Raw genomic sequence first — 21,664 nt, 5'->3', positions numbered from 1 at the left:
CCGCCGTCCGCAGCAGTACCCGCTCAGGCCTCGTCGTCGTAGGTGACGACGACCTTCTCGGCGGCGCCGGGAGTCAGCGCCAGCTCGAAGGCCCGGTCCACCTCGGCGAACGGCACCCGGTGACTGATCAGCCGGGCGAACCGCTCCTGGTGCTCGGCGAGTTCCGCCGTCACCTCGAAGATCTCGGTCGGATAGCCCTGCGAGGCGATCAGGGTGAGTTCGCTGCGCAGCATCCCGCCGAGGTCGATCGCGTCGGAGGGCTTCTGCACGGCGACCATCACCAGCTTGGCGCCCCACTTGGCCGCGTCGACGGTGGCGTTGAAGACGGCGGCGACACCGGCGGCGTCGATGTAGACGTCGGTCCCGGCGCGAGGCTGCCCGAGGGCGTTGGCCGCCTCCCCGTGCAGTGCGGTCAGCCGGGCGGTGACGTCCTCGGTGCCGGAGTCGATCACCGCGTCGGCACCGACGGCCAGCGCGGTCTCCAGCCGCTCGGGGATGACGTCGGCGACGACCACGTGCCGGACCCCGCGCAGCTTCAGCCAGATGGTGACGCCCAGCCCGATGGGCCCGGCCCCGAAGACCACGACCTTGTCGTCGGGCCCGGCCCCGGACCGGTTGACGCAGTGCCGGGCGACCGCCATCGGCTCGTTGAGCGAGGCGACGGCGAAGGGCACGGTGTCCGGGAAGACGGCGAGGGTCCGGCCGATCTCCGCCTCCTCCAGCAGCAGGTACTCGCTCATCCCGCCGTGCGCGCCGCCGCAGCCGATGATCCCCGAGGGCACGCCCTGCGGGTTGACCACCACCCGGTCGCCGACCTTCAGCCCGGTGACCTCGGCGCCCAGCTCCGCGATCTCGCCTGCCGGTTCGTGCCCGAGCAGCAGCGGCTCCACCGAGCCGTCGGCGTTGTACGGGGTGCCGCCCGCGTGGACGAAGAAGGTGTCGGTGCCGCAGATCCCGCAGGCGCGGATCCTGACCACCACGTCCCTGGGGCCCGGCACCGGACGCTCGGACTCCACGACCTCGACCGTGTCCTTCTCCGTGCCGGTCCGGACGGATTTCATCGTAGCCATGTGGATGTCTCCTCTCCCGGGGCGCCGGTCACCAGGTGACGGGCAGCTCGTAGATGCCGTACGCCTGGGAGTCCTCCTTGAACTTCAGCTCCGAGACGTCGACCGCGAGCCGCAGGGTCGGGATACGGCGGAACAGCGTGCTGAAGACGACGTGCAGTTCGATACGGGCCAGCTGCTGGCCGACGCACTGGTGCGGACCCCAGCCGAAGGCGTGGTGGTGCGCCGCGGTGCGGGTCAGGTCGAGCCGGTCGGGCTCGGGGAAGGCCTGCGGGTCCCAGTTGGCCGCCGGCAGCGAGGCGATGACGCCCTCGCCGGCGCGGATGGTCTCCCCGCCGATCTCGATGTCGTCCAGCACCGCCCGCCGGGCCAGCAGGTGCGGGATCGTCAGGTAGCGCAGGAGCTCCTCGACGGCCTTGGTCACGTACTTCGGGTCGTCCTCGTTCGCCCGCAGCGCCGCGAGCTGGTCGGGGTGCTGCAGCAGCAGCGCGGTGCCCAGGGTGATCATGTTGGCGCTGGTGTCGTGGCCGGCGACGAGCAGGATGTGCCCGAGCGGGGCGGCCTCCTCCATGGAGAGCACCCCCTCCTTGATCCGCGCGCCGAGGTCGGAGAGGACGTCCTCACCGGGGTTGTCCATCTTGGCCTCGATGAGCCCGGCGATGTACCGGCGCACCTCCACGATCGACCGGGCCGCCTCCTCGGGGGTCTTGAAGCGGGCGTTGGTGACCCCGGCGTGCTCCTGGAAGAAGTCGTGGTCCTCGTACGGGACTCCGAGGAGCGCGCAGATCATGAGCGAGGGCAGCGGCAGGGACAGCGCCTCGTTGAGGTCGACCGGGTTGGGTCCGGCCAGCATCCGGTCGATGAGGTCGTCGGTGATCTGCTGGATCTCCGGGCGGAGCTTCTCCATCCGGTGCCGGGTGAACGAATTGGTCAGCATCCGGCGCCAGCGGGTGTGCTCGGCTCCGTCGGTGTTGTTGATGGACGGCTGGATCTCCGCCGCGTGCGCCTTCATGGCCTCGGTCGTGTGCGGGTAGCCGGGGGCACCGATGTTCGCGCTGAGCCGCGGGTCGGTCATCAGCTCGCGCTGCGCGGCGTGCGAGGTGACGAGCCACGGCGTGGTGCCGTCCCAGGTGCGGACGCGCTGGACGTCCTTGTCCGTCTCGTGCAGCGCGAGCAGGCCCGGAGGGGGCGCGAACGGGCACTGGCTCGATCGGGGCGTCGGAAACTCCGGCAGCTCCGTGGCGGCATCGGTCCCGGCGATGCTCTCGCTCATGGTTCCCTCGTTCTCTCGGCGGCACAATTGAGGGCACCATACGTGGACCGAGCGGTACAATCAATATTGTGGACGCGTATTCGGCCGAGGTGGTGACCTGTATCGACCGCGCGGTCTATTCAAGGGGTCCGAGGCTCTTCCGTCGTACATCAGGCCAGGTCAGCGGGGTTCCCGGGGCATCCCGAGGCCTCGCTCGGCGATCTGCGTCCGCAGTACCTCGTTCGCGCCGCCCGCGATCGTGTACGCCCGTGAGTACAGGTGGGCGTCCTGCCACCAGCCCGCGGCGACCGCCTCCGGGTCGCCCTCGGTGAGCAGGCCGTCGGTGCCCTGCAGGCCCAGTCCGAAGTCGGCCAGGTCGTGGTTGAGCTCGCTGAAGAAGACCTTGCCCAGCAGGGCGTCCACGGGCCGCTCCGTGCCGTGCAGCATCCGCGACTGCGCGAGGGCGATCAGCGCGGCGTTCACCTGCACCCGCGCGGCGAGTTCGCCGATCCGCTGCCGGGCGGCGGAGTCGTCGAGCGCGGCCGGGCCGCCGGCCGGCGCCTCCTCGGCGAGCCGCACCAGGTCGTCCAGCACGGCGAACAGTTCGACACCCCGCGCCGCCACCCCGGACCGCTCCCGGGCGAGGCTGCTCATCGCCACCCGCCAGCCGTCGTCGATGCGGCCGATCACGTTCGCCGCCGGGATCCGCACGCCGTCCAGGAAGACCTCGTTGAAGTCGGTGGTGCCGGTGATCTCGCGCAGCGGCCGCACCTCGACCCCGGGGCTGCGCATGTCCAGCGCGAAGGCCGTGATGCCCCGGTGCTTCGGCGCGTCGGCGTCGGTGCGCGCGAGCAGGTAACCCAGGTCCGCGTGCTGGCCGTTGGTCGTCCACACCTTCTGGCCGTCGACGACGAACACCGCGTCCCCGCCCTCGCCCTCGCGGCGCGCCCGGGTGCGCAGCGCGGCCAGGTCGCTGCCCGCCTCGGGCTCGCTGAACAACTGGCACCAGACGTCGGCGCAGGAGCGGATCCGGGGCAGGAAATACGCCCGCTGGGCGTCGCTGCCGAACTCGATGACCGCCGCCGAGGCCAGCGAGGCCGCGCCGACCGGGGCCCAGGTGCGGGCGCGGGCGATCTCCTCGGCGACGACGGACGGCTCCAGGGGGTGCGCGTCGGGCCGGCCGCCGTACTCGACGGGCCAGTCGATGCCGAGCAGCCCCGCCTCGTACAACCGCGCGGTCCAGGCCCGGATCGCCGGCATCAGTTCCGGCTCGGGTGCCCGTACTCCGGAGTGCGCCTTGACGCCCGGCGCGTGCTCCGCCACGAAGGCGCGCACCTTGCGGCGGAAGGCGTCCAGTTCGGGTGTGGGTTCCAGTCGCATCGCCGCCGGCTCCTCGGTCCTCATGCAAGCGATCTCGAAATGAGGGTACTCTAACCATGGCTCAGGCTCGTCTGCCAAGGGGCTGTACCGAAATCAGTGACCCGATCTCGCCCGTCGTAGGGCTGGTCGGAGGCTCCTGGACCCGGTGCTGAATAGACTGGGGATCCGCAATGTTTCCGCAGAGGAGTTGGCCCATGGCGACTGCCGTCGACCGCGAGCCCGCCGACGGCGAGACCGACATCCCGGTCGGCAAGCTCGCCGCGCAGACCGCCCGGCGCATCGAGGCGACCGTGATCCGCCGGGGCTGGCCCGTCGGCGAGTCGCTGGGCTCCGAGGTGGACCTGCGGGAACGGCTCGGAGTCAGCCGGGCGGTGCTGCGCGAGGCGGTGCGCCTGGTCGAGCACCACCAGGTCGCCCGGATGCGGCGCGGCCCCGGCGGCGGCCTGATCGTCTGCGCCCCCGACGCGGGACCCGCGACCCGGGCCATGGTCATCTACCTCGAATACGTCGGCACCAGCGTCACCGACCTGCTCCAGGCCCGCCAGCTGCTCGAACCCATCGCCGCCGGCCTCGCCGCCGACCGCGTCACCGAGGAGGGCATCGCGAAGCTCCGCGCCACCCTCGACTCCGAACGCGACCACTGGGACGACCCGTCGGTGCACTCGCAGGACCCCCTGCACCCGGTGCTCGGCCAGTTGTCGGGCAATCCGGTGCTGCACCTGTTCATCGACGTCCTCACCCGGCTCACCGCCCGCTACGCCCACACCTCGCGCCGTATCTCCAAGGCGGAGATGCACGCGGCGAAGGAGACCTCGCACCGCGAGCACCGGGCCGTCGTGGACGCCGTCGTCGCCGACGACGGGGCCCGCGCGCAGACCGAGCTGACGGCCCATCTGGAGTCGGTGGCCGCCTGGATCGAGAAGCACCGGGTGCGCCGGGGCGCGCGGATCTCGGGGAACGTGGTCGAGCCCGAGCTGGTCGAGGGCCCGCGCGCCAAGCTGGCCGAGGTGGTGGCCTCCCGGATCCACGACGACATCGCCGCGCGCGGCTGGCAGATCGGCATGGTCCTCGGCTCGGAGGCCGACCTGCTGGCCCGCTACGAGATCAGCCGGGCCGTCCTGCGGGAGGCCGTACGGCTCCTGGAGTACCACTCGGTCGCCCGGATGCGGCGCGGCCCCGGCGGCGGCCTGGTCGTCACCGAACCCGAACCGCAGGCCAGCATCGACACGATGGCCCTCTTCCTCGAATACCAGGGCGTCACCGCCGACGACCTGCGGATCGTCCGCAACGCCGTCGAACTCGGCATCGTCGCCAGGGTGACCGCCCGGCACGCCGCAGGCGACCGGGAGATCGCCGAGCGCCTGGGCAGGGCCGTGCGCCGGCCCACCGAGGGCCCGGCCGACGACCCCCGCAAGGCCGACCTGTTCCACTCCGAACTGGCGGCCCTGGCCGACAACCCCGTGCTGTCGCTGTTCCTCGCCATCATCACCGAGCTGTTCCGCCGGCACGCCTCCGGGCACGACCGGCCGCTGCCCGGCGACACGGCGGCCGAGGAGGTCCAGCACGTCCACCAGCGCATCCTCGACGCCATCGTGCAGGGCGACGCCGGGGTGGCCCGGCACCGGATGCGCCGCCACCTGGACGCCCTCATCCCCTGGTGGCACTGATTTAGTTCCACTGATTCCCGGGCCCCGTACGGCTTTATCGCTGTACGGGGCCTTCTGCTGCATCCGTGTGCTCTAATTGCGTATACTGAATAGGGTCGAGAGTCGAAGGAGATCCGATGCGCCGGACCCTGTTCGCACAGGACCACCAGGACTTCCGTCTGCTGGTCCGGGACTTCATCGCCCGCGAGGTGCTGCCGGTGTACGAGGACTGGCGGCGCGCCGGTCTCGTCCCCCGGGACCTCTTCACCTCGATGGGCAAGCTGGGCATCCTCGGCACGGCGGTCCCCGAGGAGTACGGCGGCGGGGGCCAGGACGACTACCGCTTCAACGTCGTCATCCAGGAGGAGTGCGCCCGCGCGGGCGTCACCCTCGGCGGCCTGCGCACCCATCTCGACGTCGTCGTCCCGTACTTCACGGGTCTCGCCGACGCCGGGCAGCGCACCCGCTGGCTGCCGGGCCTCGCCTCGGGCGACCTGTACACCGCGATCGCGATGAGCGAACCGGGCACGGGCTCCGACCTGGCCGGCATCGCGACGCGGGCGGTCCGCGACGGCGACCACTGGGTGCTCGACGGCGCCAAGACCTTCATCACCGGCGGCCACCACGCCGACCTGGTGATCGTCGTGGCCCGCACCGGCGCCGACCCGGCCGACCGGCGGGCCGGACTGTCCCTGCTCGTCGTGGAGAAGGGCATGCCCGGCTTCACCGTGGGCCGCAAGCTGGAGAAGATCGGCCTCACCGTCCAGGACACGGTGGAGCTGGCCTTCGACGCCGTCCGGGTCCCCGCCGCCAACCTGCTCGGCGAGGAGGGCGCCGCCTTCGCCCACCTCGGCCGCAACCTCGCCCAGGAACGCCTGGCCATCGCGGTCGGCGCCGTCGCCCAGACCCGCGCCGCGATCGACCTGACCGTCGGCTACGTCCGCGACCGCGAGATATTCGGCAAGGCGCTGTCCTCCTTCCAGAACACCAAGTTCGAACTCGCCGCCATGGCCACCGAGGCGGAGGCCGCCCAGACCCTGCTGGACGCCGCGATCACCGCGCTCGTCGCCGGTGAGCTGAGCCCGGCCGACGCGGCGAAGACCAAGCTGTTCTGCACCGAGACCCAGGGCCGGGTGGTCGACCGCTGCCTGCAACTGCACGGCGGCTACGGCTACATCCTCGAATCCCCGATCGCCCGGCTGTACGCCGACGCCCGGGTGACCCGCATCTACGGCGGCACCAGCGAGGTCCTGAAGACCATCATCAGCAAGTCCCTGGGCCTGTAGAGGAGACTCACGTGAACATCGACGGATCCACGGCACTGGTCACCGGCGGTGCCTCCGGCCTGGGCCTCGCCACCGCGCGCCGGATCACGGGGCGGGGCGGCAAGGTCGTGCTGGCCGACATCTCCGAGGAACAGGGCGCCAAGGCCCTCGCCGAACTCGGCGAGGCCGCCCGCTTCGTCCGCGCCGACGTCACCGACGAGGACGCGGTCAACGCCGCCCTGGACGCCGCGCAGGAACTCGGCCCGCTGCGTTTCGTCGTGCACTGCGCGGGGCGCGGCGGCGACCGCACCCGGATCATCGACCGCGAGCGCACCCCCGGCGAACTCGCCACCTTCGCCGAGGTGATACGCGTCAACCTGGTCGGCACCTACAACGTGCTGCGGCTGGCCGCCGCCCGCCTCTCCGGCAACGAGGCGGTGGACGGCGACCGCGGGGCCGTCGTGCTGACCGCTTCCGTGGCCGCGTTCGACGGCCAGATCGGCCAGACCTCCTACACCGCCGCCAAGGCCGGCGTGCACGGCATGACCCTGGTCGCCGCCCGTGACCTGGCCAGCTGGGGGATCCGGGTGAACACCATCGCCCCCGGCATCATGGACACCCCCATGCTCGGCCGCCTCCGCGAGGACATCCGCGACGGCCTCGCCGCCTCCGTCCCGCACCCCAAGCGCCTGGGCGACCCCGACGACTTCGCCCGCCTGGCCGTCGAGATGCTGGAGAACCCCTACCTCAACGGCCAGACCGTCCGCCTCGACGGCGCGATCCGCATGGCCCCGCGATGACCGCCCCGGACACCGAGGAGGAGTTCCGCACCCGCCTGCGCGCCTTCCTGGCGGAGCACCACCCCGGCCGCCGCCCCAAGGACCCCGCCGAACGCCTCGCCTGGCAGAAGAAGTGGCTGGCCACCCTGTACGACGGCGGATACGCCGGCCCGAGCTGGCCGCGCGCGTACGGCGGCATGGACCTGCCCTTCACCCGTCAGGTCGTCTACCAGGAGGAGTACGCGCGCGCCCGGGTCCCCGGCCCCCTGGGCACCGGACTCGGTATCGCCGCGCCCACCCTCATCAGGTACGCCACACCCGAGCAGAAGGACCGCTTCCTGCGCCCCATGCTGCGCGGCGACTCGGTGTGGGCGCAGGGGTACTCCGAACCGGAGGCGGGCTCGGACCTCCCCGCGCTGCGCACCACGGCCCGCCGCGAGGGCGGCGGCCCCGACGACCCGGCCGCCGTGTACGTCGTCAACGGCCAGAAGGTGTGGAACAGTTCGGCCGACATCGCCGACATCCTGTTCACCCTCGTCCGCACCGGACCGCCCGACTCCCGCCAGGACGGGATCAGTTACCTCCTGATCGACGCCCACGCCCCCGGCGTGACCGTACGCCCGCTGCGGGACCTCACCGGCGACGCGCACTTCTGCGAGATCTTCTTCGACGACGTCCGGGTCCCGGTCGCGAACCGGGTCGGCGCGGAGAACGGCGGCTGGCCCCTGGTCCGCACCAGCCTCGGCCACGAACGGGCCGCCGGGGCGATGAACCAGGCGGCCCGGTACCGGCGCGTCCTCGACGAGCTGATCGAGCTGGCACACGAACGCGGCGCCACCGCCGACCCGTTGGTCCGCGACCGGCTCGCCGACTTCGAGATCCGGGTGACGGTCATGCGGCTCACCGGGATGCGGACCATCGCCGACATCATGGCGCAGGGCGAGCCGGGCCCGGCCTCCTCGACCTCACGATTGTTCATCGTGACCTTCGAGCAGGAACTGCACGAGTTCGCCCTGGAGTTGCTGGGCCCGTACGGCATCCTGGGCCGCCGTGACCCGCACGCGGTGCAGCGCGGCCGCTGGGTGTGGGGCTTCCTGCGCACCCGGGCCTCCACGATCGGCGCGGGCACCGCCGAGATCCAGCGCAACACCATCGCCGAACAGGTCCTGGGACTGCCCCGGGACCCGGCGATGCCGGCCACCGGGAGAACACGATGAGAGCCGCCCGCTGTACGGACTACGGACCGCCGGACGGCCTGACCGTCGTCGACCTGGACGACCCGGCACCCGGGCCCGGGGAGGTCCTGGTCCGGGTGCACGCGGCGGCGGTCAACTACCCGGACGTGCTGCTGGTGGCGAACCGCTACCAGGTGCCCGCGCCGCTGCCGTTCACCCCGGGCAGCGAGTTCGCCGGGGTCGTCGCCGCGCTCGGCCCGGGGGTGTCCGGTCCGGCGGTGGGCACGCCGGTGGCCGGGGCGGTGCTCACGGGCGCCTTCGCCGAGCAGGTCGTGGTGCCGGCGGCCGGGCTGCGGCCCGTCCCCGAGGGCCTCGACATGGTCCACGCCGCCGCGTTCCACGTCACCTACGCGACCGCGTACCACGCCCTGACCACCGTCGGGCAGGGCGCGGCGGGGGAGTGGGCGGTGGTGCTGGGGGCCGCGGGCGGGGTCGGCTCCGCGGCCGTCGACGTCGCCACCCGGCTCGGCCTGCGCGTCGTGGCGGCCGCCTCCAGCCAGGAGCGGCTCACCGTCGCCAGAAAGCTGGGCGCCGAGGGCGGCGTCGACTACGTCCGCGAGGACCTGAAGACCCGGATCCGCGAACTGACCGGCGGCGAGGGCGCCCACCTGGTCGTCGACCCGGTGGGCGGCGACCACGCGGAGGCCGCCCTGCGCGCGCTGCGCCGGGGCGGCCGGTTCGTCACCGTCGGCTACGCCGACGGGAAGATCCCGCGGATCCCGCTCAACCTGGTGCTGCTCAAGGACGCGGTCGTACGGGGCTTCGAGATCCGGATGCTGCGCCGGTACGCCCCGGACGCGGTGGCCGCGGGGGACCGGGCGCTGGCCGGGCTGGTCCGGGAGGGCATGCGCCCGCTCGTCTCCCGGGTCCACCCCCTCGCCGAGGTGGCCTCGGCCCTGACCGACGTGGCACAGCGGCGCACCACGGGCAAGGTGGTCATCGACCTGACGGCGTGACCCTCAGAACGCCGGCAGCTGCGGGCGCCGCCTGACATAGCCGCCGGCGTCCACCCGCATCTGCATGCCGGTGACGTACTGCGACTCCTCGGAGACCAGGAACAGCACCATGTCGGAGACGTTCTCCGCCTCGACGTAGGGGATGCCGAAACCCGTCGTCGCGGGGAAGGAGGACAGCGCGTCCTCGCGGGTCGGGTTCTCCAGGTCGGGCCGGAACGACCGGTACATGAGGTCGCTGTTGAGCATGTCGGTGTTGACGTTCGTGGGGTGCACCGCGTTGACCCGGATCCGGCGGGCCAGCAGCACCGTCGCCAGGTCGTGCACGAACGCGGCCACCTGGCGCTTGGCGAAGGAGTAGCCCAGCCCGCCGGGCCCGTTGGCCGGGTTGTCGACGGTCGCCGGGGTCAGCGCCGCGATGGACCCGGTCGCGACGATCGAGGCGCCGTCGGGCAGATGGGGCAGCGCCGCCTCGACGGCGTGCACCACCCCGTTGAAGTCGACGGTGACGGCGTCCAGGAAGGCCTGCGCGGTCTGCCGCGGCCCCAGCGGGGCGATCCCGGCCTGGGCGACCACGGCGTCGAGCCGCCCCAGCTCGGCCACCCCCTCGGCGACCGCCGCCTTCAGCGCGGCCGGATCCCGGACGTCCGCCTTGCGGGCGACGATCCGCCGGCCGAGCTTCTCCACCTCCCGCACCGTCTCGTCCAGATCAGCCTCGGTGGCCAGCGGGTAGGCGTTGGTCGCGATGTCCGCGCACAGGTCCACGGCGACGATGTCGGCGCCCTCCGCGGCGAGCCGGACCGCATGGGCCCGGCCCTGACCGCGCGCGGCCCCGGTGATGAAGACGACCTTGTCCTGCACTCGACCCATGGGGGTCTCCTTCCGTCGAATAAAAGAGTAGCCTGAATAGTGGCGCGGGAAGCCGGGCGATCCCTGATCGTCTCCGATTCAAGCGGGAGTTGGTCGATCATTCCCGTCCAGTGGGACATGTTCAGTGCACACAATGTGCCCGGTGCTAGAGAGTCCCCGAGACCGAGGGAGCACACGATGCCGTTGCAGCCATGGATGAAGTTGCTGTCGACCGACGACCACCTGATCGAACCCCCACACCTGTGGTCCGACCGGCTGCCGGCCCGGTACCGGGAGGCCGGGCCGCGCATCGTGGAGCAGCCGCGCGGCGAAGGCCAGGCCCCCGCCGAGGTCTGGGTCTACGAGAACCGGATCTACCCCTACATCGGCCTCAACGCCGTCGCCGGCAAGCAGCCCGAGGAATTCGGCCTCGAACCCACCCGCTACGACGAGATGATCCCGGGCTGCTACGACCCCAAGGCCCGGATCCGCGACATGGACCTGGACGGCGTCTGGGGCGCCCTGTGCTTCCCGTCCTTCCCGGGGTTCTCCGGCCATGTCTTCCTGGACGGCCAGGACCGCGACCTCGCCCTGCTCTGCGTGCAGGCGTGGAACGACTTCGTCCTCGACGAGTGGTGCGCCACCGCGCCGGGCCGGCTCATCCCGCTGGTCATCATGCCGATGTGGGACGTCGACGCCTGCGTCGCCGAGATCCACCGCACCGCGGCCAAGGGCGCGAAGGCGATCTCCTTCCCGGAGAACCCCGCCCCGCGCGGTCTGCCCTCCTTCCACACCGACTACTGGGACCCCATGTTCTCGGCGGCCGAGGAGACCGACCTGCCCGTCTGCCTGCACTTCGGCACCTCGGGCAAGCCCCCGAAGACCGCCGAGGAGGCCCCCTTCGCGGTGACCATCACCCTGTTCGGCTGCAACGCCATGTTCGCCACCGCCGACCTGCTCTTCTCCTCGGTGCTGCACAAGCACCCCAAGCTGAAGATCGGCCTGTCCGAGGGCGGCATCGGCTGGATCCCCTACCTCCTGGAGCGCGCCGACGGCACCTGGGAGCGGCACCGCTTCTACCAGAACGTCAACCAGAGCGTGCGGCCCTCGGAGCTGTTCCACCGGCACTTCCACGGCTGCTTCATCGACGACCGGTTCGGCGTCGAGGTACGCCACCACGTCGGCATCGACAAGATCACCTGGGAGTGCGACTACCCGCACTCCGACTCCTACTGGCCCAGGTCCCGCGCCTACGCGGCCGAGGTCCTCGCCGACGTACCCGACGAAGAGGTGCACAAGATCGTGGAGCTCAACACCCGCCGCCTCTACAACCTCCCCGCATGAGCCGGCTCCCCGAGTCCGAGCGGTCCGACTGGACCGACCTGGACCTGCTCACCCGCGAGGAGGCCCACGGCCGGCTCCTCGCCGAGATCGCGCAGACGGACGCCCGCCTCACCGCACTGGGCCCGTCCGACGAGGCCGAACGCGAGCTCCTCCGGACCCGGCTGCGCGCCCTGCGCGAGGCCGCCGAGGACCTGATCGACCAGCCGAAGGGGAACTGAGGTGGCCATGGGGCGCATGGAGGGCAAGGTCGCGCTCATCACCGGAGGGGCGCGCGGGCAGGGCCGTTCGCACGCCGTGCGGCTGGCCGAGGAGGGCGCGGACGTCGTCGTCACCGACGTCTGCCACGACATCAGCGCGGAACTGCCCTACGCCCTGGCGACGAGGGACGAGCTGGAGGAGACCGTCAAGCTGGTCAGGGAGACCGGCCGGCGGTGCCTCGCGGTCCAGGCCGACGTCCGCTCGATCGCCGAGATGCGGGCCGCGGTCGAGGCGACGCGCGAGGAGTTCGGGCGGCTCGACACCGTCGTCGCCAACGCCGGGGTGATGAGCATAGGGGCCGCCTGGGAGCTGTCCGAGGAGGCGTGGGACGTCACCGTCGACGTCAACCTCAAGGGCCCCTGGAACACGGTGCGCGCCGCGGTCCCCTGGATGATCGAGCAGGGGGAGGGCGGCTCGATCGTGATCACCAGCTCGGCGGCCGGCATCCGCGGCCATGTGCCGTACGCCCACTACGTGGCGAGCAAGCACGGCGTGGTGGGCCTGATGAAGGCCCTGTCCAACGAACTCGCCCCGCACCGCATCCGGGTGAACACCGTCCACCCCACCGGGGTCAGCGACACCGGCATCACCGTCGGCGTGCCGATCGAGGAACTCGCCGCCCGCGAGCCGCTGTTCGCGCTCGCCGCGATGAACCCCCTGGCGCCGTACGTCGAGCCCCGGGACGTCTCCCACGCGGTCCTCTTCCTCGCCTCCGACGAGGCGAGGCACGTCACCGGGCTGCAGTTCACCGTCGACGCGGGTTCGACCAACAAGCCGTAGAACGGAGTGGGTTGCATGAAGGTCACCATCGACTCGGCGTCGTGCTCGGGCCACGCCCGGTGCGCGGCCGCGGCACCGCGGCTCTTCCGCCTCGACGACGACGGCTATGCGCTGCCGCTCGACGCGGACGTCCCGGAGGGCCTGGAACAGGACGCCCGCGACGGGGAGACGGCCTGCCCGGAACGGGCCATCACCGTCGGCTGACACGGTGGCGCCGACACGGCGACGGCACGGCGCCGACACGACGGAGCCCCACGGTCCGAGGACCGTGGGGCTCCCCCCCCGTACCCGCCCGCTCAGCCGGCCGGCTGCGGCGGCGGCGTGAAGTGGTGACCCCAGAACGCGCCGTCCGTGATCTCGTACACCGGGACGGGCTCGGGCACCTTGAGGCCGTTCCAGCCGAACTCGACGGCGTAGTTCTCCGGGGACCAGACGTAGAACGACACCATGTGGTCGTTGGTGTGCTTGCCGAGCGAGTGCATCATCGGCACCTCGTACTTGCCGGCCCGGTCCAGGGCACGGCCGACGTCGTCCAGGGTCGCCGCCTCCACCATGAAGTGCAGCAGCCGGCCCGGGCCCGGCATCGGCGTCACGCCGAGCGTGTGGTGGCGCGCGTTGCAGCCCATGAACCAGGTGGTGCCGCCCGGCGAGCGCATGGTGTTCCGCTCGATGAAGCCGAGGACGCCGACGTAGAAGTCGAACGTGGTCCGCGCGTCCTCCGCGGAGACGATCGCGTGGCCGAAGCCCATGTCGCCGGTGACGAACTTCGACACCAGCGGGGTCTGCACCGGCACGTGGTCGAGGACCGTGCCGTAGAACAGCTCGACCGGGTTGCCGCCCGGGTCGTTGAACTTGACGAAGCCGGTGACCCTGCGTTCGGCCGCCTCGGCCTCGGTGCCGGCGGTCACCTTGATGCCGGCCTTCTCGACGTCCGCGACCAGCCTGGCCAGCTCCCGCTCGTCGAGGACCTCCAGGCCGAGCGCGGTCATCCCGGGCTGGGCGCCGGGAGAGACCACGATCCGGGCCGGATGGTCGTCCATCCGGAAGGACAGCGACTCGGAGTCGGCATCCCCGGCCGGCATCAGACCGAGGAAGTCGGCGCCGAAGGCCTTCCACTTGTCGAGGTCGTTGGACTCCAGACGCAGGTACCCGAGTGAGTGAACACCCATCAGGCCCTCCCCTCACATTTGGTCAGGTCCGGGGCGGCCCGTCGGGCCCCCGGTGTTCGGTACACCCGCGACGGTAGGAGGCCCCACGGCCCCGCCGCCGGGACCGTCCCACTGATCGGGAGGGGTACGGCGACGGCGACCGCGCCGGTGCCACGGTGGCCGTCATGACACTCAGCTACGAGGACACCCTGCGCGAACTGACCACCGACGACGGCGTCCTGCGCTACCACGAGGCCGGCGACGGGCCGCCCCTGCTGATGCTGCACGGCTCCGGCCCCGGTGTGACCGGCTGGCGCAACTACCGGGGCAACCTGCCCCTGTTCGCCCGCCACTTCCGCTGCCTGGCCCTGGAGTTCCCCGGCTTCGGCGTGAGCGATCCGACCCCCGAGAACCCGATGGCGGCCGCCCCCAAGGCCGTCCTGCGCTTCCTGGAGGGCCTCGGCCTCGACCGTGTCGACGTCATCGGCAACTCCATGGGCGGGTTCGTCGCGGTGGGGCTCGCGGTGGCCCACAAGGATCTGTTCCGCCGGGTCGTGACCATCGGCGGGGTGGGCCGCAACCTGCTCTCCCCGGGCCCCAGCGAAGGGCTCAACCTGCTGGTGGAGTTCGCCGAGAACCCCACCCGCGACAACCTCGTCCAGTGGCTGCGGTCCATGGTCCACGACCCGGCCCTGCTCACCGAAGAGCTGATCGAGGAGCGCTGGGCGAGCGCCACCGAACCGGAGACCCTGGAGGCGTCCCGGCGGATCTACGGCCGCCAGGCGATGGCCGCGATGCAGGCCGCGCAGTCGCAGTCCGACCAGCCGATCTGGGCCATGCTCCACAAGGTGACCGCGCCCACCCTGCTGACCTGGGGCCGCGACGACCGGGTCACTCCGCTGGAGAGCGCGCTGCTGCCGATGCGCACCATCCCCAAGGCCGAACTGCACGTGCTCCCCGACTGCGGGCACTGGGCGATGATCGAGCAGAAGGAGGCCTGGGAGAGCGCGGTGCTGGCCTTCCTGACCCGCCCGGAGGCCGGCTGAGTGCCCTCGGCGCGAGCACTCGACGACAGGGAGGACGCGGACGTGGCGAGACCCGTGGACGCACGGCCCGCCGCCGCGCCGATGTCGACCCGGCAGGCGGCACGGCAGGTCGGGATCCTGCGCGCCGCCTCCGAACTCGGCGCCCGCGAGGGGCTGGCGAGCGTCCAGATGCACGACGTGGCCAAGGAGGCCGGCGTCGCGATCGCCACGCTGTACCGCTACTTCCCGTCCAAGCCCTATCTGTTCCTGTCGGTCCTCGAATGGCACATCGAGCAGTTCCTCGGCGACCGCGACCGCGACCGCGACCGCGAACCGGTGACCGCCCGGCCGACGGACCCCGCGACCGAGGTCGCCGACATCCTGGTCGCGCTCACCGGGAAGCTGCTGGGCAGCCGCCTGCTGGCCTCGGCGGTGGCGGTGTCCTCGTTCACCGAGTACGCCACCGGCGTCCCGGCCCGGATCGACATCGTCGAACGGGCGCTGGGGCAACGGCTGCTACGGCTGCTCGCGCGGCGCGGCGGCGCGGACGCGGCCACCTGCCGCAGCAGGACGCGGCTGCTGGTCTACGGCTGGTGGGGACTGTTCGTCGCGGTCCTGACCGAGGAGATCTCCCCCGAGCAGGGAGCCGCCGACCTGCGCCTGGCCGCACGGCTGATCGTCACCGGCTGAGCATCCGAAGACGCCCGGGACACCGAAAGTGTCCCGGGCACCGTCACGTCCTCGGGGTCAGCCGTCCGTCCCGACGATGTCCAGGACGGCGCGGTAGGCGAAGGCGATGCTGGACCCGATCGGGGTTCCGGCACCCGGGTAGACCCGCCCGGACATCGCGGCCGCGGTGTTGCCGCTCGCGTACAGGCCGGGGATCGGCCGCCCGTCCGGCCGCAGCACGCGGGCCTCCCGGTCCGTCCGCAGACCGCCCTTGGTGCCGATGTCGGAGGGCACGATCGTCGCCACGTAGAACGGGGCCTCGGCGATCGGCGTCAGCAGCGGGTTCGGGAACTCGGTCTCCGGCTTCGCCGGGAAGTTCTGCCGCGGGTCGGCCGCGAACGGCACGATGTGGTGGAACATCTGGTCCCACACCGACTCGCCGCGGTGGAAGCTCTCGTCGACGCCGGTGCGCGCGTAGCCGTTGAACTCGTCGACGGTCCGCCGCAGGTTGTCGAACGGGACGCCGATGAGCCGCGCCAGATCCTCCAGGGTGTCGGCCTTGCGCAGCGCGCCCGACTCCAGCCACTCCGGGCGCAGCGGCTCGTCGGGCGGGCCGCCGAAGCTGTCACGGTCCAGCTGGCGCTGGTCGAAGATCCAGTGGGCCGGTATGTGGCTCACGTCCGAGGAGTGGTGCAGGCGCATGATCTCGTGCCCGACCTGGTCGTAGGGCCGGGTCTCGTTGACGAAGCGCTCGCCCGCCGCGTTGACCCAGATGCCGCCCCGGGTGCCGGTGTGGAAGACGGGCCGGCCGTCCGGCTGGATGAGGCCGGCCACGAACCAGGCCTCGTCGAGCAGGTCGACGTCCGCGCCCACGGCGAGGCCGGCCCGCAGGGCGTCGCCCGTGTTGGTCGGCACGCCGTTGGACCAGTCGCCGGTCAGCGGCGCCTGGTGCTTCTCGCGCAGCTCGCGGTCGTGGTCGAAGCCGCCGGCCACCAGGATCACACCGCGCGTGGCCCGGAACCGGACCGGCTCGCCCTCGCTGGTCGCCTCGATGCCGACGACCCGGCCGTCCTCGACGATCAGGCTCTCCAGCCGGGTGTTCAGCCTGACCGTGCCGTTGCCGGTCTCCAGGAACGCGCCGAGCGCCCGGCCGGCCAGCGCCCGGCCGCCGGAGACCAGCGGGCCCTCCTCGAAGTCCCACCGCTCGGTGGGCAGCGAACGGCGCAGGATCTGCGCGTTCTCCTTGAGCTCGGCGATCTCCAGCGGCATCGGGAAGACCGTGTGCCCGGTGGGCGAGGCACCCTCGGCGGTCACGAAGTAGTCCGGGACCGGCCCGTGGATGAACGGCGGGAACCAGGCGCTCCGCTCCAGCTCGTCGATCAGCTTCACCCCGGCCTCCAGGTAGGCGTCCTGGAGCGCCTCGCGGGAGGGGTCGCCGATCACCTTCCGCAGGTACGTGCGGGCCGCCTCGACGTCGTCGCCGAGCCCGGCGCGCGTGAGGGGCGCGGAACCCGGGAACCACAGCCCGGCGCCGGAGTACGCCATCGTGCCGCCCACCAGGGCGGACTTCTCGACGACCAGGGTGCGCAGGCCGCGCGAGGCCGCCACGTACGCCCCGACCAGACCTCCGCCCGACCCTACGACGATCACGTCGTAGGCATCTTCGTTGATGCTCATCCGAACCTCCTGATGGGTGCCGAACCTGTGGGTGGGGGGAGAGGGACCGCGCTGTGCGGGGCGGCCGGGACGGAACCGGGAACCCGCGCTCCCGGACAGCGGCCAGGACGACGGGCCCGCGACGGCGACCGGCCGGCCGGGGCGTCCCACGGCCCCCGCGGGCCGGGGCATGCCGCCATCGCCGCCCGGCAGCCCCGCGGACGACGGTAATGAGACAGCGCAAGGTCATTCCCGCGCCATCTCGCTCAGCGAGACCCCTGCCCGCCGGCCGCCCGCCTCGTCCCGTCGGCCCCGGAGCCGGCCTGGTCCTACCGGACGGCGGCACCGGTCCCGGTGGGCCGTCCGCCAGTCCCGGTGAGCGGAAAGTCCCCGGCGGCTCCCCCGGACGTCGGCGGAGGCTGAAGGCCGGAACGAGGTGAGGACGGCGATGACAGACGTGTGGGAACCGACGGCGGTCGCGGACCGTGAGACAGCCGTGGCCGAGGCGGCAGCGCGCCTCGCCCGGGCGGCGCGCGACCACAGCCCCTGCGCGCCGGTACGGGATCTGCTCGGCCCGGCCGACATCGGCCTCGCCTACGCCGTCCAGCGGCGCCTGGTCGGCGACCGGATCGCCGCCGGAGCACGCGTGGTCGGCCGCAAGATCGGGCTGACCTCCCCGTCGGTGCAGCGCCAGGTGGGCGTCGACCGGCCCGACTTCGGCGTGCTGCTGGACGACATGGACGTCACCGCCCTGCCGGCCGTCCCCAGCGGCCGGCTGCTCCAGCCCAGGGCCGAGGCGGAGATCGCGTTCGTGCTCGCCGCCGACCTGGACACCGACGACCTCGACCTGGCGCGGGTCCGCTCGGCGGTCGGGCACGCGGTGGCCGCACTGGAGATCGTGGACAGCCGGGTGGCCGGCTGGGACATCCAGATCACGGACACCGTTGCCGACAACGCCTCCAGCGGCCTGTTCGTGCTCGGGCGACAGGCGGTCGGCCTGGACGAGTTCGAGCCGCGGGAGGTGACCATGCGGCTGTACGCCGACGGGAAGCTCGCCTCCGAGGGCGACGGCACCGCCTGCCTGGGCGATCCGCTCGCCGCGCTGCTGTGGCTGGCGCGCACCGCCCGCGAGTTCGGCGACCCGCTGCGCGCCGGGCAGGTCGTGCTCTCCGGCGCCCTCGGCCCGCTCGTCCCCACCCCGCCGGGCACGACCGTACGGGCCGAACTGTCGGGCCTGGGCTCGGTGACCGCGGCCTTCACGCCTTAGGAAGACCCCGAAGCCTCCCGAAGACCCCGCAGCCCTCGACGCCCCCGAAGCCAAGGAACACGGATGACGAAGACCAAGGTGGCCGTAATCGGCTCCGGCAACATCGGCACCGATCTGATGATCAAGATACTGCGCCTGTCCGACACCCTGGAGATGGCCGCCCTGGTGGGCATCGACCCGGAGTCGGACGGCCTCGCCCGCGCCGCCCGCCTGAAGGTGCCCGTCACGCACGAGGGTGTGGACGGCCTGATCCGGATGGACGGCTTCGACGACATCGGGATCGTCTTCGACGCCACGTCGGCCAAGGCCCACATCGAGAACGCCAGGAAGCTCGCCCCCTACGGCAAGCGCCTGGTGGACCTCACCCCGGCGGCCCTCGGGCCGTACGTGGTGCCGACGGTCAACCTGGACGAGCACCTCGCGGGCGATGCGGAAAACCTCAACATGGTCACCTGCGGCGGCCAGGCCACCATCCCGATCGTGCACGCCGTCAGCCGCGTCACCCCCGTGCCCTACGCGGAGATCGTCGCCTCGATCGCCTCCCGGTCGGCCGGCCCCGGCACCCGCGCCAACATCGACGAGTTCACCGAGACCACCGCCGGGGCGATCGAGAAGGTGGGCGGCGCCCGCCGCGGCAAGGCGATCATCGTGCTCAACCCGGCCGAACCGCCGCTGATCATGCGGGACACGGTGTACTGCCTGATCGGCGACGCCGACCACGACGCGGTCCGTGCCTCGGTGGCGGAGATGGTGGCCGCGGTCGCCGAGTACGTGCCCGGCTACCGGCTCAAGCAGCAGGTCCAGTTCACCCCGGTCGCCGCCGACGACCCGGTGCACACCCTCTTCACCGGCGACGCCCGAGAGGCGACCACCAAGGTCTCCGTCTTCCTCGAAGTCGAGGGCGCCGCCCACTACCTGCCCGCCTACGCCGGCAATCTCGACATCATGACCTCGGCCGCCCTGCGGGTCGCCGAGCGCGTCGCCCTCCGTCCGACCTCCGAGGTGGCCCAGTGACCCGCAGGCTCTACGTGCAGGACGTCACCCTCCGGGACGGCATGCACGCCATCCGGCACCGCATCACCCCGGAGTTCGTCGCGAAGATCTCCGCCGCGCTGGACCGGGCGGGCGTGGACGCCATCGAGGTCGCGCACGGCGACGGACTGGCCGGCGGCAGCCTCAACTACGGGCCCGGCAGCAACACCGACTGGGAGTGGATCGAGGCCGCCGCCGACGCCGTCGACCGCGCGGTCCTCACCTCCTTGCTGCTGCCGGGCATCGGCACCATCGCCGAACTCAAGCGCGCCTACGCCCTGGGGATCCGCTCCATCCGCATCGCCACCCACTGCACCGAGGCCGACGTCGCCGCCCAGCACATCGCCACCGCCCGCGAACTCGGCATGGACGTCTCCGGGTTCCTGATGATGGCCCACATGGCCCCGGCCGAGAAGCTGGCCGAACAGGCGAAGCTGATGGAGTCCTACGGCGCGCACTGCGTCTACGTCACCGACTCCGGCGGCCGGCTCACCATGGACGGCGTCCGCGACCGCATCCGCGCCTACCGTGACGTACTCGCCCCGGAGACCCAGATCGGCATCCACGCGCACGAGAACCTCTCCCTCTCGGTCGCCAACTCCGTGGTCGCCGTGGAGGAGGGCGTGACCCGCGTCGACGCGTCCCTCGCCGGACAGGGCGCGGGCGCGGGCAACTGCCCGATCGAGCCGTTCGTCGCCGTCGCCAACCTCCTCGGCTGGAAACACGACTGCGACCTGCACGCCCTCCAGGACGCCGCCGAGGATCTCGTACGACCCCTGCAGGACCGCCCGGTCCGTGTCGACCGGGAGACCCTCACCCTCGGCTACGCCGGCGCCTACTCCAGCTTCCTGCGGCACGCCGAGACCGCGGCGGAGCGATACGGCCTGGACGCCCGCACCATCCTGGAGGAGGTCGGCCGCCGGGGACTCGTCGGCGGCCAGGAGGACATGATCGTGGACATCGCCCTGGACCTCACCAGCCGCGCCTGACCCACCGACCGCTCGTACCGCTCCCGGACGGCCTCCGGGAGCGGTACGTTTTTACGTGGCGGGAAGAATAGACCAACCGCTCTAATAAATCGGTGCACGCCTCTATCTCTGCGGTCGAAGCCGTTGGTACTTTGTCGTCGGCGCCGAACTAGAATTGATTTCAGTTTGAGCAGAGAGGCACCGACGATGACGTCTGCCCTTCGCCTGAGCGCGCGTACCACCGAGGCCGACGGCCCCGCGCTGCCTCCGTCGATGATGGAGCGCGTGACGCTGATCATGGATCTCTTCGAACGGCCGCAGACCCGGCTGACGCTCGAAGCGATATCCCGTCGGACCCAGCTGCCGCGCTCGACGACACACCGCATACTCGACCAGCTGGTCCGCCTGGACTGGCTGCGCCACACCGCGGCCGGATACGCACTGGGGAGCCGCGCCCTGGGCCTCGGCGGCCGGGAGGTCGACCACAGCGCGCTGCGTGCCGCGGCCGCGCCCCACCTGCTGGACCTGGCGGTGCGGACCAGGATGGTCGTCCACCTGGCCGTGCTCGACGGACCGGAGATCTACTACCTGGACAAGGTCGGCGGCCGGGCCGCCTTCGACATCCCCTCGAAGGTCGGCGGCCGGGCGGTCGCGCACTGCACCGGGCTGGGCAAGGCCCTGCTCGCCTGGCTGCCCGCGGAGGAGGTCGAGGCCCGCTGCGCACAGGTGATGGAGCCCCGCACCCCGCAGAGCATCGGCCGCCTCGACCAGCTGCACCGCGAACTCGGCCTGGTCCGGCGCCGCAACGGCCTGGCGATCGAACGGGGGGAATGCTTCCCCCACATCGGATGCGTCGGCCTCGCGCTGCGCGGGCCCGAGGGCCCGGTCGCGGCGATATCGGTGGTCGGTGACGACAGCACCGCGCTCGAACGGGTGGCCCCGCTGGTGGTCAACGTGGTCCGGGCCGTCTCCGAGGACCTCGCCGACACCCCGCTGCCGGACCGCCAGGACGTGCTGGTGGGATAGAGGGAACGGGCCGTCCCTGACGGCCCGGCCCCGGGGGCGTCCCCCTTCCGGCCCCCCGAGCCGAC

21 protein-coding genes are annotated in these 21,664 nt (G+C 72.1%); 15 read left to right on the top strand and 6 right to left on the bottom strand.

Annotated elements, in window-relative coordinates; translation table 11 throughout:
* Positions 1-23: 23 nt before the first annotated feature.
* From ACIPSJ_RS50510 to ACIPSJ_RS50500, 3 genes are all read right to left on the bottom strand, one after another.
* Positions 24-1,070 (bottom strand): alcohol dehydrogenase catalytic domain-containing protein, encoded by a 1,047-nt coding sequence (locus tag ACIPSJ_RS50510; RefSeq protein ID WP_359221805.1) that lies wholly within the window; start codon positions 1,068-1,070, stop codon positions 24-26.
* A gap of 28 nt (positions 1,071-1,098) precedes the next feature.
* Positions 1,099-2,340: a cytochrome P450 gene (locus ACIPSJ_RS50505; protein ID WP_401356922.1), complete on the bottom strand. Its 1,242-nt coding sequence runs from the start codon at positions 2,338-2,340 to the stop codon at positions 1,099-1,101.
* Between the two features lie 159 nt (positions 2,341-2,499).
* Complete coding sequence (locus ACIPSJ_RS50500; protein ID WP_401356920.1) at positions 2,500-3,699, bottom strand: acyl-CoA dehydrogenase family protein; 1,200 nt, start codon at positions 3,697-3,699, stop codon at positions 2,500-2,502.
* Between the two features lie 194 nt (positions 3,700-3,893).
* Between ACIPSJ_RS50500 and ACIPSJ_RS50495 the strand changes: the two genes are divergently transcribed.
* From ACIPSJ_RS50495 to ACIPSJ_RS50475, 5 genes are all read left to right on the top strand, one after another.
* Positions 3,894-5,366: an FCD domain-containing protein gene (locus tag ACIPSJ_RS50495; protein ID WP_359221802.1), complete on the top strand. Its 1,473-nt coding sequence runs from the start codon at positions 3,894-3,896 to the stop codon at positions 5,364-5,366.
* 116 nt (positions 5,367-5,482) lie between these two features.
* Positions 5,483-6,631 carry an acyl-CoA dehydrogenase family protein gene (locus tag ACIPSJ_RS50490; protein WP_401356918.1) on the top strand — a complete coding sequence of 383 codons (1,149 nt, stop codon included), beginning with the start codon at positions 5,483-5,485 and terminating at the stop codon, positions 6,629-6,631.
* A gap of 11 nt (positions 6,632-6,642) precedes the next feature.
* On the top strand, positions 6,643-7,410 hold the full coding sequence (locus ACIPSJ_RS50485) for an SDR family NAD(P)-dependent oxidoreductase (protein ID WP_359221800.1): 768 nt from the start codon (positions 6,643-6,645) through the stop codon (positions 7,408-7,410).
* Entirely contained in the window at positions 7,407-8,606 is a 1,200-nt protein-coding gene (locus ACIPSJ_RS50480) for an acyl-CoA dehydrogenase family protein (protein ID WP_401356916.1), read from the top strand. Before ACIPSJ_RS50485 ends, ACIPSJ_RS50480 begins: the two co-directional genes overlap by 4 nt.
* Positions 8,603-9,580 carry an NADPH:quinone oxidoreductase family protein gene (locus tag ACIPSJ_RS50475; RefSeq protein WP_401356914.1) on the top strand — a complete coding sequence of 326 codons (978 nt, stop codon included), beginning with the start codon at positions 8,603-8,605 and terminating at the stop codon, positions 9,578-9,580. The genes ACIPSJ_RS50480 and ACIPSJ_RS50475 overlap by 4 nt, the downstream gene beginning before the upstream one ends.
* 3 nt (positions 9,581-9,583) lie before the next feature.
* Here ACIPSJ_RS50475 and ACIPSJ_RS50470 read toward each other — a convergent pair whose 3' ends face one another.
* Positions 9,584-10,447 (bottom strand): mycofactocin-coupled SDR family oxidoreductase, encoded by an 864-nt coding sequence (locus ACIPSJ_RS50470; protein ID WP_401356911.1) that lies wholly within the window; start codon positions 10,445-10,447, stop codon positions 9,584-9,586.
* 177 nt (positions 10,448-10,624) lie between these two features.
* On the opposite strand from ACIPSJ_RS50470, the gene ACIPSJ_RS50465 reads away from it, so the two are divergent.
* Genes ACIPSJ_RS50465 through ACIPSJ_RS50450 form a run of 4 tightly spaced genes read left to right on the top strand, consistent with a single transcriptional unit; the run spans position 10,625 to position 13,012 of the window.
* Positions 10,625-11,770: an amidohydrolase family protein gene (locus ACIPSJ_RS50465; RefSeq protein ID WP_359221794.1), complete on the top strand. Its 1,146-nt coding sequence runs from the start codon at positions 10,625-10,627 to the stop codon at positions 11,768-11,770.
* A complete protein-coding gene (locus tag ACIPSJ_RS50460; RefSeq protein ID WP_359221793.1) occupies positions 11,767-11,988 on the top strand; it encodes a hypothetical protein in 222 nt (73 codons plus the stop codon). The genes ACIPSJ_RS50465 and ACIPSJ_RS50460 overlap by 4 nt, the downstream gene beginning before the upstream one ends.
* Positions 11,989-11,995: 7 nt before the next feature.
* Positions 11,996-12,808, top strand: a complete 813-nt coding sequence (locus ACIPSJ_RS50455) for a mycofactocin-coupled SDR family oxidoreductase (RefSeq protein ID WP_401356907.1) — start codon at positions 11,996-11,998, stop codon at positions 12,806-12,808.
* Positions 12,809-12,823: 15 nt separating this feature from the next.
* A complete protein-coding gene (locus ACIPSJ_RS50450; RefSeq protein ID WP_359221789.1) occupies positions 12,824-13,012 on the top strand; it encodes a ferredoxin in 189 nt (62 codons plus the stop codon).
* Between the two features lie 92 nt (positions 13,013-13,104).
* Here ACIPSJ_RS50450 and ACIPSJ_RS50445 read toward each other — a convergent pair whose 3' ends face one another.
* On the bottom strand, positions 13,105-13,977 hold the full coding sequence (locus ACIPSJ_RS50445; RefSeq protein ID WP_359221787.1) for a VOC family protein: 873 nt from the start codon (positions 13,975-13,977) through the stop codon (positions 13,105-13,107).
* 164 nt (positions 13,978-14,141) lie between these two features.
* Here ACIPSJ_RS50445 and ACIPSJ_RS50440 point away from each other — a divergent pair, with 164 nt between their 5' ends.
* Complete coding sequence (locus ACIPSJ_RS50440) at positions 14,142-15,002, top strand: alpha/beta fold hydrolase (protein WP_355723603.1); 861 nt, start codon at positions 14,142-14,144, stop codon at positions 15,000-15,002.
* 42 nt (positions 15,003-15,044) lie between these two features.
* The gene (locus ACIPSJ_RS50435) at positions 15,045-15,671 is read left to right on the top strand and encodes a TetR/AcrR family transcriptional regulator (protein WP_401356904.1); all 627 of its coding nucleotides are present in this window, start codon (positions 15,045-15,047) and stop codon (positions 15,669-15,671) included.
* Positions 15,672-15,728: 57 nt separating this feature from the next.
* On the opposite strand, the gene ACIPSJ_RS50430 is transcribed toward ACIPSJ_RS50435, so the two are convergent.
* The gene (locus tag ACIPSJ_RS50430; protein WP_359221784.1) at positions 15,729-17,327 is read right to left on the bottom strand and encodes an FAD-binding protein; all 1,599 of its coding nucleotides are present in this window, start codon (positions 17,325-17,327) and stop codon (positions 15,729-15,731) included.
* A 427-nt stretch (positions 17,328-17,754) separates the two neighbouring features.
* Between ACIPSJ_RS50430 and ACIPSJ_RS50425 the strand changes: the two genes are divergently transcribed.
* The 4 genes from ACIPSJ_RS50425 to ACIPSJ_RS50410 all read left to right on the top strand — a co-directional run bounded on the left by ACIPSJ_RS50425 (position 17,755) and on the right by ACIPSJ_RS50410 (position 21,599).
* A complete protein-coding gene (locus ACIPSJ_RS50425) occupies positions 17,755-18,573 on the top strand; it encodes a 2-keto-4-pentenoate hydratase (protein WP_401356902.1) in 819 nt (272 codons plus the stop codon).
* Positions 18,574-18,636: 63 nt separating this feature from the next.
* Positions 18,637-19,587 (top strand): acetaldehyde dehydrogenase (acetylating), encoded by a 951-nt coding sequence (locus tag ACIPSJ_RS50420; RefSeq protein ID WP_359221782.1) that lies wholly within the window; start codon positions 18,637-18,639, stop codon positions 19,585-19,587.
* Complete coding sequence (gene dmpG / locus ACIPSJ_RS50415) at positions 19,584-20,594, top strand: 4-hydroxy-2-oxovalerate aldolase (RefSeq protein WP_359221780.1); 1,011 nt, start codon at positions 19,584-19,586, stop codon at positions 20,592-20,594. The genes ACIPSJ_RS50420 and dmpG overlap by 4 nt, the downstream gene beginning before the upstream one ends.
* Positions 20,595-20,780: 186 nt before the next feature.
* Complete coding sequence (locus ACIPSJ_RS50410; protein ID WP_359221778.1) at positions 20,781-21,599, top strand: IclR family transcriptional regulator; 819 nt, start codon at positions 20,781-20,783, stop codon at positions 21,597-21,599.
* The last annotated feature ends 65 nt before the right edge of the window (positions 21,600-21,664 follow it).

The sequence above is a fragment of the Streptomyces sp. NPDC090088 genome (assembly GCF_044747345.1).
GTDB lineage: Bacteria > Actinomycetota > Actinomycetes > Streptomycetales > Streptomycetaceae > Streptomyces.
This window is presented reverse-complemented; position numbering and strand designations above follow the sequence as displayed.